Source organism: Methylacidiphilum kamchatkense Kam1, from assembly GCF_007475525.1.
Classification (GTDB): domain Bacteria; phylum Verrucomicrobiota; class Verrucomicrobiia; order Methylacidiphilales; family Methylacidiphilaceae; genus Methylacidiphilum; species Methylacidiphilum kamchatkense.
In genome coordinates this window covers 241,792-258,805 of the sequence record NZ_CP037899.1, presented here as the reverse complement: position 1 = coordinate 258,805, position 17,014 = coordinate 241,792, and the positions used below count along the sequence as shown (strand labels likewise).

Sequence of the window (17,014 nt, the reverse complement as noted above, 5' to 3'; positions counted from 1 at the left end):
AATGTTCCTCCTTATTTTTCTCGTTGGAGCTCCTATTATATGTGATAAAAATTAGCTCATCAATCAGATTTTTTTCGCAACCTTGCTTTTTTAACTCCCCTTTATAACAAAAAAAAGGGAAGCTCATTAACAAGCTTCCCTTTTTCTCTTTTTAAGAACCTACGTTCCTATCCCTTACCTTATTATTGCCATGGGAATGCGCTTACCACCGGTCCGTTTGTCGTACTTAATACCGCCGTGTAGATATTTGGCGTAATGGTCGTAAAAGGTTTTGCCACATACACTAAAGCACTGATTGGCTCACTAGCATGCACAATCGTGTTGCCATCTGTCACAAACGGGGCGTTTACAAATATCTGTGGAGCCGATAAAAATACCCCCTGGAAGTTTGGCCCAGCAACCGCTGTATACCCATTGTCAATCGTAGTATTCACCGTGATGATTCCCCCTGCCTTCAACGCTACCCCTCCCGGAAACACAAATGCAGGCAACCCTAAAACATCCCTGCTCAAGGCAAAATTAGTAGGTGTACCAGGATTTACCGTCAGATTGCCAGTAGCATTGACGAGTAGATTCCCATCCTTATTAGGCACCATATTAGTTAAGAATTTTAAACTGAATGGAAGAGTAATTTCATTAAGAAACGTACTGGTACCTGCTGAATCAATCACTGCATTCCCATTCACGTGCAGGTTAATAATCTGCGGAGCTATCCCATCGGCATTGATCGTAATCGCAGTGGAACCAAATGGCCCATTAGCAATGGTAAAGCCGTTAAGAAGCGGATTAGTTGGACTAACCACGTTCCGAACGTCTCCCGTAGCACTCAGATGAAATTGGTTCGTAGTGATTATTCCAGAACCAGTTAATCCTCCTCCTTTAAAACTAATAAGCTGCGAAGTAAATGGCAGGTCTAAAAGAAACACTCCACCAGATTTCGAAGCAGATAAGGCTGCCGCATGAATCCCATTGGGATCGCTTATTTGAATCGATCCACTAGGCAAATACACATTGCCCGTCGCACTGCTTATCCAAAGATTAATGTTCGGAGTGGTTGTGAGCTGATGCGGATATAAGGGAGCAAAAAGAGTAATTGCTCCATTACCCGGATTAACAAAAGTATCTGTGAAAGCCGTTGGACTTGAAATCGTCAAGGTCCCATTACTAAACACGCTGCCCAGTGGAAACTGAGAGTTCAACTGATTGGGGTTCTGAGCAAAAAGATTGATAAAATCATAACCCTGCATCAACCCATAATTGACAAGCGCTCCTTGCTGTGCCCACAAATCAATACTACCTTTTGTCGAACTTCCACTTATCGTCGAAGTCGCGTTCATCACTGCCCCAGCTTGGTTAATGATTGACCCATTGACCCAAAGAACCAAGGTTGGAGTGGTTCCCAGCTTAAGTAGCAACTGACCTTGTCCATTATAAAATGGGGCGGTAGGATAGGAAAAAATGGATCCATAGTTCAATAAAGACCCACGAGTAGAAAGCGTTTGAGGATCCAAAGTCTGTGCAAACGCAAGGTTCCCATAGTTATATAGCCAACCTTGCCATACCTCCTTGCTTCCCGTTCCCCATTGAAGAAAAGGACCACCCGGCAAAACCAGATTGCCGCTTGTGGTGATGTTTCCAGACGAAAGCAAGTAGGAATAGGTCGGGAACGAAAAAGGGCTGCCAGAAGAAGGGCCGTTCATAGTGATTGACCCGCTACTGCCGGAAATAGGTGTGGGTGCTATCCGAAACCCATTATTGTCTCCAAGGGCGCGAAACGAAAAGAGAAACTGGTATCCAGAAAGAAGATCAAGGAAATGATTGGCAGATCCACCGTTAAACGAGGTGGAAGTAGCAATGCCCACAGTAATCTGCGGAGCTGTCACTAAAAGGGCGCTTCCGACTGGGCTTCCTGAAGTAATAGGAGGAATTTTTGTGGGTCCATAAGTAATCGAGGCTCCTGTCTGAATCGTTACATAACTGCCCGTCAATCCAGGGACTATCCCAACCCCATACCCAGTAAAATTTTGAGCCACTGAAAGAGGTACATTATAGCCAATAAGTCCTACCCCCGCAGGAGAAATAATAATTCCAGAAGAACCAACTACAATCCCACTGCCATTTGCTAAAATAAAAGGTGCAGTAGGGGTTGATTGGACCATTCCAAAGATTATCGAAGGGTTACCAGTAGTGTCTACGTTCAGCACTGGATTGTAATTGGTATTTGTTGTAGAAATAATAAACTTGGCACCGGATCCCACGTTAAATCCCGGACCAGAACCAGTCACATTTAAAGTACCTCCTGAACTTTGCCAGAGAATCGCCGTTGGACTTGATACCGTTAAAGTCGCCTGGTTAGGAGCTGTTAAGTTATAACTTACTCCACTTACACCATTGGCTACGACCCCATGACCAGGAAGCTGACCAAATCCAGGCAGGGCAAAAGAAGAACGAAGGCTTGTAAAAATTAATCCAAACGCAATCAAAAAGAGAACGGAACTTTCTAACGGCCGGTTCGTATTTTTCATCGTTGTCCCCTTTCATAAAGTCGTTTCTTTTCTGTTTCATTCTATAAAAGAATGAAAACGGTATAACTTTTCTTTTTATTAAAAAGGGGTCAAACCAGAAAAAAGTTTCGTTTCAATAAGTCTTAAAAAGTCTATTTACTGTTATTTACTGTTAAAGTCGCCGTATTTGTCCCTGTAATAGCATATGATGAAACTGTTCCAGTCACAACTTGTCCATTTCCCGGCAATGCACTAGGCATAGGAATCGCCCAGCCTTTCTGTCCCAGACTTAACCATAGCCCAGCAGCTAAAAGTAAAACCGTCCTATAGAGTTTTTTTGAGAACTTTCGATTTCCTGTATAGTATTCCATCTTGAATTTATTTTAGTCTTCTATACGATTTTTTTCTAATGTTCCTTTCCATTTGTCAACCAAAAAATCAAGAATATATATTTTTTTTACTAAGAAGTGATCAAACTAGAAAAGGATTTTGCTTCAATTAGCCTTAAAGGAAAGGGGCTATCGACTAATCCATTAGATTTTAAGACCGCCGTATAGATATTCGGAAAACTAGAAGTAATACAGAACTTACTCAACAAACTTTTACACTTACAGGAATTAGTTTATGAACCACCCTATTCCCATTGGTTACTAATGGACTCATAATCGAAAAGAAAAGAACCAGCCAAATAAATCCCTTCATCTCCAAAACAAAAAAGGGAAGCTCATTAATAAGCTTCCCTTTTTCTCTTTTTAAGCTCCTACGTTCCTATCCCTTACCCTATTATTTCCAAGGAAACGCGCTTACCACCGGCCCGTTTTTCGTACTTAACACCGCCGTGTAAACACTTGGGAAAAATGGCGAAACCGGTGATGCCACATACACCGCTGCACTGATTGGCCCACTAGCATGCACAATCGTATTGCCATCCGTCACAAATGGCCCATTTACGAATATCGATGGTGCTGATAAAAACACCCCCTGGAAGTTTGGCCCAGCAACCGCCGTATACCCATTGTCAATCGAAGCATTCACCGTCATGACTCCTCCAGCCTTTAACGCTACCCCTCCCGGAAACACAAACGCAGACAACCCTAAAATATCACGGCTCAAGTCATGATGGGCAGCAATTCCAGGATTTACCGTCAGATTGCCAGTAGCATTGACGAGCAGATTCCCCCCAGCATTGGGCACCGCATTCGTTAAACCTTTGGCAGGAAGAGATACTGAATTAACAAACGTACTGGTATCTCCTGAATTAATCACCGCATTCCCATTCACATGCAGATTAATAATCTGCGGAGCATTCCCATCGGCATTGATCGTAATCGCAGTGGAACCAAATGGCCCATTAGCAATGGTAAAGCCGTTAAGAAGCGGATTGGTTGAACTGACCACGTTCCGTACGTTTCCTGTTATATCTAAAAGAACTCTACTAGCCGTCAATACCCCAGAACCCGTCAGATTGCCCACATCATAAGAGGCATTGACTGCCGTTACGTTAGCATTCATAACGAAATTTCCACCACTCAGCCTTGTAGCAAACTCAGCGGATGCCACCCCTTAGGATCAGCTATATTTACAACCCCATTTAAATATACGGAACCAGTCCTACTTGCGATATCCAAAAGTGATCCTGCACTCACTCCATGAGCATCGGTAATATTAATCGTTCCAGTATTCGAAATACTCCCCAAAGGATATGGCCCTAAATTATTCACATTAGAAGCAAGCAGTATAACATTGTTAAACCCACTAATCGTCCCCATGTTGTTAATCCCCCCTCCTATCCCATTGCCCGGAAGTCCAAGCACTCCTGCGTTTAAGGTCACATTAAAGTTACCAGTACTAGTTATATCTGTTATAGTCGCCCCTGGATTATTGGTAATGCTCCCACCAACTGAAATATACAAATTACCTCCAGGGGCCAAAATAGTCCCATTATTCACCAGCGACCCTGTATCCGCTCCACCAGTTAGAGAAGAAGCTGTAAACTCAAGAGTCCCATTATTGGTTAACACTCCCGATGCGAGATTAATACCATTCCCTGTCCCCCATTGTGTATTTGTTCCACCAGGAAGTATGAGATTGCCGTTTGTTGTAATACTACCAGAGGAAAAAACAAAATCCCCACTTGTAAAGCCAAACGCAGCACCACTACTGGGCCCACTAATCGTAATCGACCCAGCGCTGCCAGCAATCGGTGAGGGACCCGTAGCAAAAAGCCCTGTAAATGGGGTATATCCAGTAAATTGATAGCCTGAAAGCACATCGAAAACTCCAAATACATTTGGAGTTATAGATCCACTAGTAGCAATCCCAATATTCACCTGAGGCGCTGCTACCAGAATAGAAGCCCCAGACAAAGCCGAAGTATTTATAGTTGCCCCAGACTGGATAGTGACAAAAGAACCCGTCGTTGTTGACCCCACACTCACCGTTCCAGTAAAACTTGAAGCTTGACCAGAAAGACCATACCCCAAAAGCCCTATACCTGCTGGGGCAGTTATCGATGCATGTGAACCGACAATAATCCCACTGCCATTAGCCACAAAGACCAGGGTGTTTAAAGAAGCATTTAATGTCCCCAGGATTTGGGAAGGATTCCCAGTAACATCCACATTTAAAACCGGAGAAATTGAGCTAGCAGTTATAGTTAAAGTGGCACCAGAACCAATATTAAAACCAGGCACACTTCCACCTTGTGGTAGATTATTTAAAGTACCATTTCCCCATAAGATAGCCGTATTCCCACTAACTGTTAAAGTACCACCTGTATAACTTGTCACTGAGCCAGCCACAACATTCCCATTTCCCGGCAATGCAGTTGATGGAATCGTTGGAATTATCGCCCAACCCTTTTGCCCCAGGCTTAACCATAGGCCTGCAGCTAAAATCAAAATCGCCTTGTAGAGTTTCCTTAAGAACTTTCTATTCACTGTAGTTTTCCTCCTTTGATTATTTCACTTTTATAAGGACTCTAGTAGAGTTATCTATTCTTCTTTTCTATCCATCAAAAAAATAAATATATATCTTTGATACTCTTACTCATACCTCTATCCCGGTCATTGTCATAGTTCTTAGATCATGTCCTATTTCTTAGATCATGTCCTATTCTTCTAGTTATCATAAAATCTGTTAAATTGTCTTATAACCTAATAATGAATTAAACATATACTGAAAAGGCAAAACTATAACAAGTGTTGTCGACTCAATACGCTGCAATTTCCTAAAAGAACGTAATCTCATTGTTGGTTCTCGTCTTTCTCGTTCGCACTTCTAGTATATTAGCGAATACTTAACCCGTTATTCATATTTTTTTCGCAACCTTCCTTTATTTCAGTCCCCTTTATATTCAAACAAAAAAGGGAAGCTTATTCATAAGCTTCCCTTTTTCTCTTTTTAAGCTCCTACGTTCCTATCCCTTATCTTATTATTGCCATGGAAACGCGCTTACCACCGGTCCGTTTGTCGAACTTAACACCGCCGTGTAAACACTTGGGAAAAATGGCGAAACCGGTGATGCCACATACACTGCTGCGCTGATTGGCCCACTAGCATGCACAATCGTATTGCCACTTGTCACAAATGGCCCATTTACGAATATCGATGGTGCTGATAAAAATACCCCCTGGAAGTTTGTCCCAGCAACCGCCGTATACCCATTGTCAATCGAAGCATTCACCGTCATGACTCCTCCAGCCTTTAACGCTACCCCTCCGGGAAAGACAAACGCTTTAGACAACCCCAAAATATCCGTACTTAAGGCATAATCGCCGATAAGAATACTAGCACTCCCATTTACCGTCAGATTGCCAGTAGCATTGACAAGCAGATTCCCCCTAGCATTAGGCACCGGATTCATTAAACCTGTAGTAGGACTAGTTACTGAATTAACAAACGTACCGGTATCTCCTGAATTAATCACCGCATTCCCATTCACATGCAGATTAATAATCTGCGGAGCATTCCCATCGGCATTGATCGTAATCGCAGTAGAACCAAACGGCCCATTAGCAATGGTAAAGCCGTTAAGAAGCGGATTAGTTGGACTAACCACATTCCGCACATTACCTGTGGCTGTCAAATCAACTGTACTGGCCGTCAATACCCCAGAACCCGACAGATTATGCACATCAAAATCAACAGTAGCTGCCGTCACGTTAGCATTCATATTCATGCCGAAATTACCAAGGGTGTTTGTAGTAAAGGATGCGTTTGTCACTCCGTTAGGATCGGCCATGCTAACAACCCCATTTAAAAACACCGAACCAGTACTACTCGTGATATCCAATGCAGATGTCGCTACAGTCGATGAAGAAGGATCTGTAATGCTAATCGTTCCAGTATTCGAAATACTCCCCAAAGGATATGGCCCTAAATTATTCACATTGGAAGCACTGAGTGCAACACTATCAAACCCGCTGATTGTTCCCATGTTGTTAATCCCCCTCCTATCCCATTGCCCGGAGATCCATGCACTCCTGCGTTTAAGGTCACATTAAAGTTACCAGTACTAGTTATACCTGTTATAGTCGCCCCTGAATTATTGGTAATGCTCCCACCAACAGAAATATACAAATCAGCTCCATTGGCCAAAATAGTCCCATTATTCACCAGCGACCCTGTAACCACTCCACCAGTTAGAGAAGAACCTGTAAACTCAAGAGTCCCATTATTGGTTAACACTCCCGATGCGAGATTAATACCATTCCCTGTCCCCCATTGTGTATTTTTTCCACCAGGAAGTATGAGATTCCCACTTGTCGTGATACTCCCGGAAGACTCAACGAAATCCCCAATTACAAAACTAAAAGTACCACTGCTCGGTCCACTAATCGTAATCGACCCACTGCTTTCAGCAATCGGACTTTGCCCTAATAATGCAGTTCCATCAAAAGAAGTAAAGGAATATCCTGAAAGCACAAAAAAATTGTTAACATAACTTATAGACCCAGGATGCGCAATCCCAACATTCACCTGAGGCGCTGCTACAAGAATGGAAGCCCCCGAACTAATAGATGCCCCAGACTGAATATTAACAAAAGAACCCGTCGTTGTTGACCCCACACTCACCGTCCCAGCAAAAGTTGAAGCTGTACTAGAAAGATCATACCCCAAAAGCCCAATACCTCCTACTGCATTTATGGTTGCACTCGAACCAACAATAATCCCACTGCCATTAGCCACAAAGACCGGGGTGTTAGCAGAAGCAGTTAATGTCCCCAGGATTTGGGAAGGATTCCCAGTAACATCCACATTTAAAACCGGAGAAAATGAGCTAGCAGTTATAGTTAAAGTGGCACTAGAACCAATATTAAAACCAGGCACACTTCCACCTTGTGGTAGATTATTTAAAGTACCATTTCCCCATAAGATAGCCGTATTCCCACTAACTGTTAAAGTACCACCTGTATAACTTGTCACTGAGCCAGCCACAACACTCCCATTTCCCGGCAATGCAGTTGATGGAATCGTTGGAATGATCGCCCAACCCTTCTGCCCCAGGCTTAACCATAGGCCTGCAGCTAAAATCAAAATCGCCTTGTAGAGTTTCCTTAAGAACTTTCTATTCACTGTAGTTTTCCTCCTTTAACTTATTTTGTTTTTCTAGACTCGTTGTCATGTTTTCTAACTTTCTTTTCTCTCTGTCAACCAAAAAAATAAAAAAATATTTACTTTTTCTTCCCCTCCCCTTTGTTTTTTTTTGCCCATGTTCTCTTTTCCTTTTCAAACCGTCAACAAAAAAAAATCAAAAATTTTGCCTTAACACAAAAAGAATCGCAGCTCTTCCTCCGGTAGCATAATTGCGTTGATCCACCGGCACATTAATAGACATTATTGGAAAAGCCGCATACGCACTAATCGTCGTCCCATACCGATGCACGACGTCCAGTCCTACCCCCACATCCCCCAAATACTGCCATGCCGGCATGGTCGCTCCCTCCGGTCCCGGCGCCACATAACTAAACCGGCTCCCCCCTATCTCCGAATAGCCCGAAGCATTAATCGTAAAGCCCCAGACTTTCCAGGTCGGTGAATAAAGCACGGTCCGACCGATAAATCCCGTATCTCCAAAAAGTACTGCAGGATACCAAGCCGAAAGATTGCCCATCCCCCCAAGATCCACATGTCCATAATCGGTAGGGTATTCTCGGAAAGCTGCCCATAGCCCGAAACCATAAAACTCATCCCCTTGGGCAAAGTTTGAACGTAATCCAAGTTCGCCTTAAAATAGGTAAAATAGGGGAAAGGCGCCCCTGGAGTAGTAACCGTTTGATTCAACACCTGAAACCCTCCATGCGAAAAGGCATGAACGTAATGGATACCCGCATCCCACCGAGCAGGCCTACCAAAGGCGTTAAAATTCTGGCTGAACGAACTGCCGATCTGAAATTCATTGTAGTCTTGAGCATAAAGGTGTTGGAAAATAAAATAATCCTGGAAATTAGTCAAAGAAAGATACTCATCAAACGTCCAACGGATCGATTCACTAGCATAAGCGATCTGCTGCCCATAAACCTGCCAATAACGCAGATCCCCAGTACTCCCTGAAGCAAGGAGTGTTGCCAGTTCTGGAGTCATTCCTGGGATATTGAATAGTCCAAGCGAATTGGGCCCTTCCTGAAAATGCATCTGCCGATAAGTCACTCCATAAAGCCCCAACGGAGAAGCCCAGGAAAGACCAAAGGTGCCCGCATAATAAAGTCCTCCATTACTGTAGGCATCAAACCCAGTCAATCCATAGGATAGATCCCCAGTAATCTGAAGCCCATAGCCCGGCCGATACCCAACGTAAAGATCAGTCAGGTATCTAGAAACAAACCTCGTCCCATAATTTCCGAACATCACGGAGGTATCCCACGGCTTTGCTTCGTCAAGAACGTTAGGGCTAAAAGTTTGCACCGGCTGCTCTTCAACAAACATTTCGCTGGTAGCAAAATCCTTACCCGGTTCAAAATTCACTTTAGGCTGTTCCTGTTGGCGGTTCGCATACTTCTCCGCATTGATGTTATCCCGAATCACATCGCTAGTCTGGACACTTCGCCGGTTTTTAAGGCCATAATAAAACAGGTCCAACGGCTTAGGAGCATGGATGGTTGTGATCATTCCTTCAATGACTTCCAGTTCAATTTCTTTATCAATAGCCACGCTGCGCACAGTCACTAGAAAATAGCCTTTTTGTTGGTAGAGCAGTTTCAACTTGTTCACCGCATCCTCTGGGCCAGTAGCTAATCGAAGCGCTTTTTGAATCGAATGTTTAGAAAGCACCGTATTGCCTGTTACAATGTAGGTGTAGCCATTAGAAAGGACGACGATCGGCCGGCTTTTCTGCTGTTGGGATTTTAAAGGCTTGACGCTTACATTCTCTTTTGGAAGGCTAAAAGGAGCAGCTTCTGCTGACTGAACCTCTTGAGAATAAGTCCTAGAGGAAGGTTCTTGTTCTTGGTTAGAAGGCAACGGGGGGAATTCCGTAGTGGAGGAAGTGGTGTTTTCTGAAGAAGACTCTTTCTGGGCAATCGCGCTAAGGCAGAGCCAATGCAAGCATAAGACAAAAAGAAAAAAAACCGCTTTACCTTTCATAAAAAAATGGGAAAGAAAGAATAAAACAAAGCTACTAGTTTATACAACAATAAAAGCGCTCCTCAACGCCAGGTTGTTTTAAAATTTTTGGTTATAGAAAAAAAATACTATACTCCTATTAGTCTATGAAACCAATCACCGTTCTTCCTTTGTCTTTTTTTCTCCCTTTATTTCTCTTTTCTTCTTTAGCTCTAAGCCAAAACCCAAAGACCTCTCAAGTAACCAAGGCTTCCCAAAGCAAAGCGGCCGCTCTTTCTTCTCCTTCTTCCTCCAAAGAGGATCTTTCGAAACTTCTGATTAACAGATCTAAGCTTTTAATAGAAGAAAAAAAATACAAAGACGTTTTCCCTCTATTACGAAAAGCTCAAAGCCTCGATTCTAAAAACGGGCAAATCTACCGGCTCTTCGGCCAATGCTACACCCTCCAGAGAAACCGTAGAAAAGCCTTATTAGCTTACAAAAAAGCGGTAGCCGTCGATCCTACGGATCCAGAAAACTGGATGGCTCTGGGTCTAGAAGAAGAACACCTTTCTAAGCATAAGGAAGCTCTAGAAGCTTTTAAAGAAGCGCTTCTGCTTAAGCCCACAGCACAGGGTTGGCTGCATCTGGGCGTTGCTTATATGAATCTAGGAAGGTTTAACGAAGCTTTGTATCCCTTGCAGAAAGCCGCATCCTTAGATCATGGTCTTATCGAAGCCTGGCATAATCTTGGACTTTGCTATGAAAAACTGGGCAAAAAAGAGGCCGCTCATACGGCCTTTAGCAAAGCCTATCTTTTAAACCCTACGAATACAATCCTCCAACAAAACCTTTCAAGGATTACAGCAAAAGCTTCAGTTAACCAAAAAAAACCATAAAAGAAAATTATCCTTTTCTCTTGAAAATATCCTGTTTGTATCCTTATAATGGTTTACTCTAATGAAAAGCATAAAATTCTGGACTTGTATTTCTTTTCTTTTCCTTAGCCTGGGGGTATGTCGCAGCTTTAATCAAGCCCTCTCTTCTGCCACAGACGACCAACTTTTGGCGATAGTCAATGGAGTGGAAATCAGAAAATCTTATGTTCTTAATGAACTCAAAAAGGTAGGGATCCTAAATCCGGACAGCCAGGCAATCCAGAATGCCCTGGCAACGATTGTCCAGCAGGAATTGCTTTATCAAGAAGCCCGCAGGCTTGAACTTGAAAAAACCTACGAAGTCCAAAAAGCCCAAGATGAGCTAAACCGCAAAGTACTGACCGAACTGGTAGTCCAAAAAAAGGTCCATTCAAGGACTCCCACCGAAAGTGAACTCAAAGAGCGTTACCTCCAACTCCTAAAAACGCTGCCCAAAGTCGAATATAAAATCAGGCATATTGTGTTGCCGACTCGCAGGAAAGCTTTTGAAATAATGGAACGGTTGCGGAAAGGAGAAAACTTTTCTTTGGTCGCTTGCGAATCTCTTGAAAAACAAACGGCCGACAGGGGCGGGGAACTGGGTTGGCAGAATAGCTTAACGCTTGTGCTTTCGGCTTTGTCTTTAGTCGAAAAGCTGAAGCCTGGAGAAGTCGGTGGACCGATTCTTTCTTCTTTAGGCTGGGAAGTCATCCAGCTCTTAGCCATTCGACCTTTCCGAGTGCCCTCTTTCGAGGAGGTCAAGCCTCAGCTCATCCAACAGATCCAACAGGAAGACCTCAAGCGGTATGTCCAGGAACTTGTTGCTGCAGGCAACGTTCAGATTTTCCCCATTTCTGTTTCCACCACTTCACAATAGGCTAAAAGAAAACGTGTGAAAACTCCTTTTTACTTACTGATTTGGTTCTTCTGTTTTTTCTTCGTCTTAAGCTGTGCGCATCAAGAAGCCATCCGAGTCAAGAAATTGACTCAAGCCACCTATTCCCCCACCCGGTATGTGGAAGTAATGTATCATCCACCAAAGCGGAAATACGTTAAGATAGCCGAGCTTGATACCCGCAGTGCAGAAGGCACGCCAAAGACCCAACTGATTAGTGCTTTAGTCATGAAGGCTAGGGAATTAGGCGCCGAAGCGCTAATAGTGGAAGACAATTCCACAACTATTGGCTATCCTTTTGTGATGAACAATACCGGAGGGATGTACGACACGGTGCCCACAAGAATCGTTCCCGCTTTTCATGCCATAGCGATCCGGTATCTTGAAGAATGAAGCCATAGAAAAAAAGGAAGCTGTCAGCTACGCTATTTAGTCTCTTTTTGTGTTTCTAGATTTTAACTTAGATACCTTATTTTTTAGAATCAATAGGCTTAGCTTTGGGTAAAACTTAGTAAGTTGCTTAAAAACACACTTCGGCAATTCATCATCCATCGTGCTTTGACTGTGCTTTTCACTGGGAACAGAGTAAAGGACATTGTAAAGATGCTCTACGAGCTTTTCGTATTGGTCCACAAAACCAAAGAGCTCATTCAAGGAAAAACTCCCTCTAGAAAGCTTCTCAATCTTTGCCTTGGCTTCTTCTTCCTGCCCTCCATACGCCAAATCCTCAAATGCTTCCCATACCGTATACAAAAAATTAAACCCACTCAGCTGATCCCTTAGCCGCTCCTCCGAATAACACGCATGCCTCAGAGCCGGATCCAAAAACTCTTCCTTTATCCTCTCCACAACCCCAGGCTCTACCCTTAAACCCAGCCTTCCAGCCACCCGTTCTAATTCCACCCCTGGTTGACTCATCAACTGGTCATAACTCACCACAACTTTCAAAAACGGTGCATACCATCCCCATGGCAAAAGATAATGGGAGAGCCACAAACAAAACGATTTTGCCTGCGAAAACCCATTCCGCCTAAACAACGATTCCGCTACCGATAACGGATCCCGCAGAGACAGTACGTAACTAGGACTGACTCCAAGCTCCTGAAAAACACTATGCCAAAATTCCAACAGCCGAATCATCCTCGGGTCTTTCATCCCAAAACTATCCCCACAGCTCAACTTCCCTCTGAAACTCTCTATCGCCCTCTCCCAAAGCCGCCTCACCTCCGGCCTGAATACATCCACCTTGGGATGCTGACAGCTGTCCCAACGCAGCCCACTGGCCTGAAGCAATAACTCGTTGATCGCTAGGAGTTCCTTGTCTTCCCAAAAACCCCTCGGATTATCCGGCCTGGCCTCCAGCAGCTCTTCGCCTAATTCCACCCCTAAATAACTCAAAGCCCGCATCAATGCACTGCTGCCTGAACGATGCATCCCAATGACTATTACTAAATTTGGCATTTCTAGGATATATGATTATTGAGGAGAATGTTTTATTTCTTAGGATCTTTGGTTATTGAGGATAGTGTTTATAGGAGAGGCTGACGCTATAACAGAAGGCTTGAGTAAAACCAATCTATCTTGGTTTTTACTTATGAAGAGAAGGCTATAGAAAAAAGATGGTTTAGTCTTAGCCCAGGATTGCCAAACTTTTTCCATGGATAGCGGAGCTTATAACCCTTCCTCCATAGATCATCGTAAGATAGATTGTAAAGCATTTTTTAATTCTTCTATACCTTGCTAGATAGATCAAGAAAAAAAAGGCAACTCCAAAAGGACTTCATCAACATATTAGAAAAAAGCTACGATCATTCACCTCTAAGCTAAAAACCACAAAAAAGATTATCGGTGAACGCTCTATTTTACCATACAATTCTTTGACCCCCTGAAAACGACATGACTCAGGCCTGCATGGCTAAGGAAGCTTGCTCTATTTCCTGATGCCTGTACTAGACCAAGTAAGTAATCCGGCGATGAGCGAGGCTGAAAGCTTGAGTCGGCATCCAATCAACCTCTGCTACAGAAAGAGGAAGGAAGATTTAGTAACTTAGCGATGCCAATGTTAGTCTTGGCGCTTCTGCCCATGCATTAATGTAGTTTCATTTTTCTCCAGGCTATCTGGAGTAATGGACTGCGGTCCGACTAATGGAACCTTCCCCTCCGTTAGCCTGTTTGGGGACCTAAGCCCATTAGGCTAGGTGTTTTTGATTGTTGAGGAACAGACAATAAAGCATTCCATCAGGTCCTTTGTAGGATTGATTAATGGTCAATTTTTTTACTCCCTTGTATGAGAGGGGCACCGCTTTGTTTATGGAGGTGTAGGGATTTCTTTGATCAATTCTTCTCCTTCTGCATCAGCTCGATTGACTGCTACGCTTACTCTCCAGAAAGCGATTTTGCCATTCCACGGCTTGAGTAGATCAAGATACTCTTGCAGTTTGCTACCCTCTTCAATTCCAAGCCACCGGTCATAATGGAGAGAATCAATAATCACGGGCATCCGCTCATGTATTTTCTTCAATTCTGGACAAGCTTCGGTAACGATAATCGTAGTAGATTCGATTAGCTTACCATCCTTTTCCCACCGGTCCCACAGCCCGGCAAACCCAAAGACTTCAACAGAAGGCAGGGTAATGTACCACGGAATTTTTCTATTCTTCTCATCTTTTTGCCATTCATAAAACCCATCTGCAGGGATCAAGCATCTTCTTCTGCGGAAACTGTCTCTGAAAGTTGGTTTGGACTGCACCGTTTCAGCTCTTGCATTAATGGTACGCCAATCGGTCTTTGCTTCTTTAGCCCAATGAGGGATGAGTCCCCAGCGCATAAAAAGGGCTTCTCTTTTCTCTACTCCCTGTCTTATTACTAGAATAGGGCCAGGAGGAGCGATATTGTAGCGAGGAAGAAAATCGGGAACCTCTTCTACCTTAAAAATAGACTGGATTACTCTTGGAGAAGCTTTGAGGGAAAAGCGGCCGCACATTCTAGACAACCTATTTTATTGATTTGTTTTCTATTTTTTTTCTTACTGGTACCAAAAAAATATAGAGCCATTCGTTTCCCAATTCAGTTTTTTTCTGAGCGAATTTTTGCCTTTTGATTTGTTTGATGATCAAATAAAAAAGCTAAAAAAACCATAAAAAAAGAAAGGCATGGAATGCACTCAATTTGAAGGAGAGCCGCTTGTGGGATTCAAACCCACGACCCACGCCGCAACCATACGAATCCCTCCGTATTTTCTGGGCTAAAACAAACAGCACCTTTGAGGCCTTCGGGCGTTGTCGGGATGGTAAGAAGCATCAAAAATCCTTGGCGATTTCCTCCTCCAGCTCCAGCAGGCGGTTGATGAGGACCTCGGGCTTTTCGTGCTCAACTGCCTCTGCCTGGTGCGGATAGTAGCGGTCGGCGGTGAGTTGTAAGAAGATTTTCCTGAATGCGTCATCGTAGAGGGAAGGATGGCACGAGCCGACGGCGAACCGATAACAGTAGAACCGTACCTTGCGCTTCCCGAAGACTTTCCAGCCCTGCTTAATGAATACGGAGAATTAAAAAAGGCACCACTCTCTGATGAATTTCAAAATTATAAACGGAGTCAACTTTTTAGGATATTATCCCACCATGGTGCAAACTGAGTAAGGTGAATGGGGTATGCGAGGAAAGAGAAATATTTGTTCCTGGATACAGATCCTCTAGACCAGCTGTGAGCTACATCAGCAAGGTGTGAGGCTTGCACGCATCATAAAACCGATCGGTAGAAAAAAACCACTATGATGCTGTTAAAGCTTTCGATCTAGAGGTGGATATCCTATCGAATGCCAATCTAAGAAAAGAAGCAAGAGGAGAGGAGAAAAAACTGTGGAAGAACAAGGACGGGATGAAATGGGCGCTGATATACAGTGAGCTGGTTTAGGATAAGAATATAAGAAAAATAGACATTAACCTGAAGGGGTACGAGACGACGGGAGTCAAGGAAGTATGGATTATTGGTGAGAAAGAGAACATCCAATCGTTGGAGGTAATGATGCACAGGCTTGTTTCCAGAAAGCTGCAGAAAACCGGGGAATTTATGCCCGGAGAATTGTTTGCTTCTCCACTTTTTTCGAATCTTGCCGTAGACCCTTGGGAGATTGACCAGGGAGGTACCCAGAGCTTTCTTTAAGATCGAAGAATTCGTTCCTTCCATCAAGCTTAACGTTGATAGGACCCAGTATCCAGAACTGCCAGAACAAGCAGAAGAGCTCATCGAGTGCATGAAGGCTTTTTTTCAAATTGATCTATTTCAGTAGCGAGAACCTGCAGAGCAGGCAGAAGAGCTTCTTAAACACAGGAAGTTTTTCGCTTCGACTTAGGATTGGAAAGATTCTATATTATTAAATCTAAAGGAACGGTTAAGAGCATGGAGGTGGAAGATCTGCCAAAACTTTTAAGACTTCTCTGGTAGCATCCCCAATGGAAGGAAGAGATCCGCAAGGAACTTCTTGCAGAGGAGCTTTTAGGTTTTCTGGTATCCTATGCAATGCTTTTTACGACGAAATTTTGGGATATGGAAGAGCAGCTAAAAAACTGTTTATCGCCCAGGGGAAGGACCGAAAAGACACTCCACGATTTCATGGAAGCAACAGAAAAGCGGTTCCAGAAAGTAGAAACAGATATATCGAAATTCTTAAGGCTGATGTTAAAGTACTTAAAGATGACGTGGAGGTACTGAAAAGAAACACATTCGAGGAGAAAGTGAAGCACCACTTAACCATGTATTTAGGATAGGATCCTTTTTTAAAGGGGCAAGTTTAATACTGGAACCAACGGACGATCCCAGGCTTTCTGGTTCAGAACGGGAAAAGCTTGAACTGACGGATGTGCTCGTGGAAGGAATCATAAAAGATACTAACGAGAAAATCACCGCAGCAGTAGAAATTTCTTACAGGGCCCACAATGATGACGTAGAACGGGCTGTGGAAAGGGCAAGGATTCTGAACCGGATTATGTCGACGCTGCCTGTAGGGGTGAGTCGAAAATATCCTAGCAACAACCCAAGATTAAAAGACAGAGGGTCCAAGGCTTGTCCTCGTTACATTCGGTCAGCATTTGTGTATACGGTCGCAGCACTGTCAAGGTAATGGTTTATGAGACGGATATATCAATGGCCAGAAGATCTT

General features: G+C 43.5%; 16 protein-coding genes. 6 read left to right on the top strand and 10 right to left on the bottom strand.

Annotation, left to right across the window (positions count from 1 at the left end):
- Positions 1-182 precede the first annotated feature (182 nt).
- The 8 genes from kam1_RS01210 to kam1_RS01175 all read right to left on the bottom strand — a co-directional run bounded on the left by kam1_RS01210 (position 183) and on the right by kam1_RS01175 (position 10,088).
- Positions 183-2,525, bottom strand: coding sequence for a hypothetical protein (locus kam1_RS01210; protein ID WP_039722325.1), 2,343 nt, complete (start codon positions 2,523-2,525; stop codon positions 183-185).
- 131 nt (positions 2,526-2,656) lie between these two features.
- A complete protein-coding gene (locus kam1_RS01205) occupies positions 2,657-2,875 on the bottom strand; it encodes a hypothetical protein (RefSeq protein ID WP_039722326.1) in 219 nt (72 codons plus the stop codon).
- 412 nt (positions 2,876-3,287) lie between these two features.
- Positions 3,288-4,016 carry a hypothetical protein gene (locus kam1_RS01200; protein ID WP_143958184.1) on the bottom strand — a complete coding sequence of 243 codons (729 nt, stop codon included), beginning with the start codon at positions 4,014-4,016 and terminating at the stop codon, positions 3,288-3,290.
- A 17-nt stretch (positions 4,017-4,033) separates the two neighbouring features.
- The gene (locus tag kam1_RS01195) at positions 4,034-5,443 is read right to left on the bottom strand and encodes a beta strand repeat-containing protein (protein WP_143958183.1); all 1,410 of its coding nucleotides are present in this window, start codon (positions 5,441-5,443) and stop codon (positions 4,034-4,036) included.
- Between the two features lie 494 nt (positions 5,444-5,937).
- Positions 5,938-6,942, bottom strand: a complete 1,005-nt coding sequence (locus kam1_RS01190; protein ID WP_143958182.1) for a hypothetical protein — start codon at positions 6,940-6,942, stop codon at positions 5,938-5,940.
- Positions 6,891-8,081: a filamentous hemagglutinin N-terminal domain-containing protein gene (locus kam1_RS01185; RefSeq protein WP_143958181.1), complete on the bottom strand. Its 1,191-nt coding sequence runs from the start codon at positions 8,079-8,081 to the stop codon at positions 6,891-6,893. Before kam1_RS01185 ends, kam1_RS01190 begins: the two co-directional genes overlap by 52 nt.
- A 175-nt stretch (positions 8,082-8,256) precedes the next feature.
- A complete protein-coding gene (locus tag kam1_RS01180) occupies positions 8,257-8,466 on the bottom strand; it encodes a hypothetical protein (protein ID WP_143958180.1) in 210 nt (69 codons plus the stop codon).
- 20 nt (positions 8,467-8,486) lie between these two features.
- Complete coding sequence (locus tag kam1_RS01175; protein ID WP_143958179.1) at positions 8,487-10,088, bottom strand: ShlB/FhaC/HecB family protein; 1,602 nt, start codon at positions 10,086-10,088, stop codon at positions 8,487-8,489.
- 125 nt (positions 10,089-10,213) lie between these two features.
- On the opposite strand from kam1_RS01175, the gene kam1_RS01170 reads away from it, so the two are divergent.
- The 3 genes from kam1_RS01170 to kam1_RS01160 all read left to right on the top strand — a co-directional run bounded on the left by kam1_RS01170 (position 10,214) and on the right by kam1_RS01160 (position 12,251).
- Positions 10,214-10,945: a tetratricopeptide repeat protein gene (locus kam1_RS01170; protein WP_039722320.1), complete on the top strand. Its 732-nt coding sequence runs from the start codon at positions 10,214-10,216 to the stop codon at positions 10,943-10,945.
- Between the two features lie 61 nt (positions 10,946-11,006).
- Positions 11,007-11,840: a peptidylprolyl isomerase gene (locus kam1_RS01165; RefSeq protein ID WP_039722321.1), complete on the top strand. Its 834-nt coding sequence runs from the start codon at positions 11,007-11,009 to the stop codon at positions 11,838-11,840.
- Between the two features lie 15 nt (positions 11,841-11,855).
- Positions 11,856-12,251, top strand: coding sequence for a hypothetical protein (locus tag kam1_RS01160; protein WP_039722322.1), 396 nt, complete (start codon positions 11,856-11,858; stop codon positions 12,249-12,251).
- 36 nt (positions 12,252-12,287) lie between these two features.
- Here kam1_RS01160 and kam1_RS01155 read toward each other — a convergent pair whose 3' ends face one another.
- Together kam1_RS01155 and kam1_RS01150 are read right to left on the bottom strand one after the other, a co-directional pair.
- Positions 12,288-13,319 (bottom strand): sulfotransferase family protein, encoded by a 1,032-nt coding sequence (locus tag kam1_RS01155; RefSeq protein WP_143958178.1) that lies wholly within the window; start codon positions 13,317-13,319, stop codon positions 12,288-12,290.
- Positions 13,320-14,166: 847 nt separating this feature from the next.
- The gene (locus kam1_RS01150; protein WP_143958177.1) at positions 14,167-14,841 is read right to left on the bottom strand and encodes an SOS response-associated peptidase; all 675 of its coding nucleotides are present in this window, start codon (positions 14,839-14,841) and stop codon (positions 14,167-14,169) included.
- 472 nt (positions 14,842-15,313) lie between these two features.
- On the opposite strand from kam1_RS01150, the gene kam1_RS10105 reads away from it, so the two are divergent.
- From kam1_RS10105 to kam1_RS01140, 3 genes are all read left to right on the top strand, one after another.
- Positions 15,314-15,490 carry a hypothetical protein gene (locus kam1_RS10105; protein WP_161792045.1) on the top strand — a complete coding sequence of 59 codons (177 nt, stop codon included), beginning with the start codon at positions 15,314-15,316 and terminating at the stop codon, positions 15,488-15,490.
- Between the two features lie 817 nt (positions 15,491-16,307).
- Complete coding sequence (locus kam1_RS01145; RefSeq protein WP_039722242.1) at positions 16,308-16,622, top strand: hypothetical protein; 315 nt, start codon at positions 16,308-16,310, stop codon at positions 16,620-16,622.
- 92 nt (positions 16,623-16,714) lie between these two features.
- Positions 16,715-16,975, top strand: coding sequence for a hypothetical protein (locus tag kam1_RS01140; protein ID WP_161792046.1), 261 nt, complete (start codon positions 16,715-16,717; stop codon positions 16,973-16,975).
- Positions 16,976-17,014: the final 39 nt, after the last annotated feature.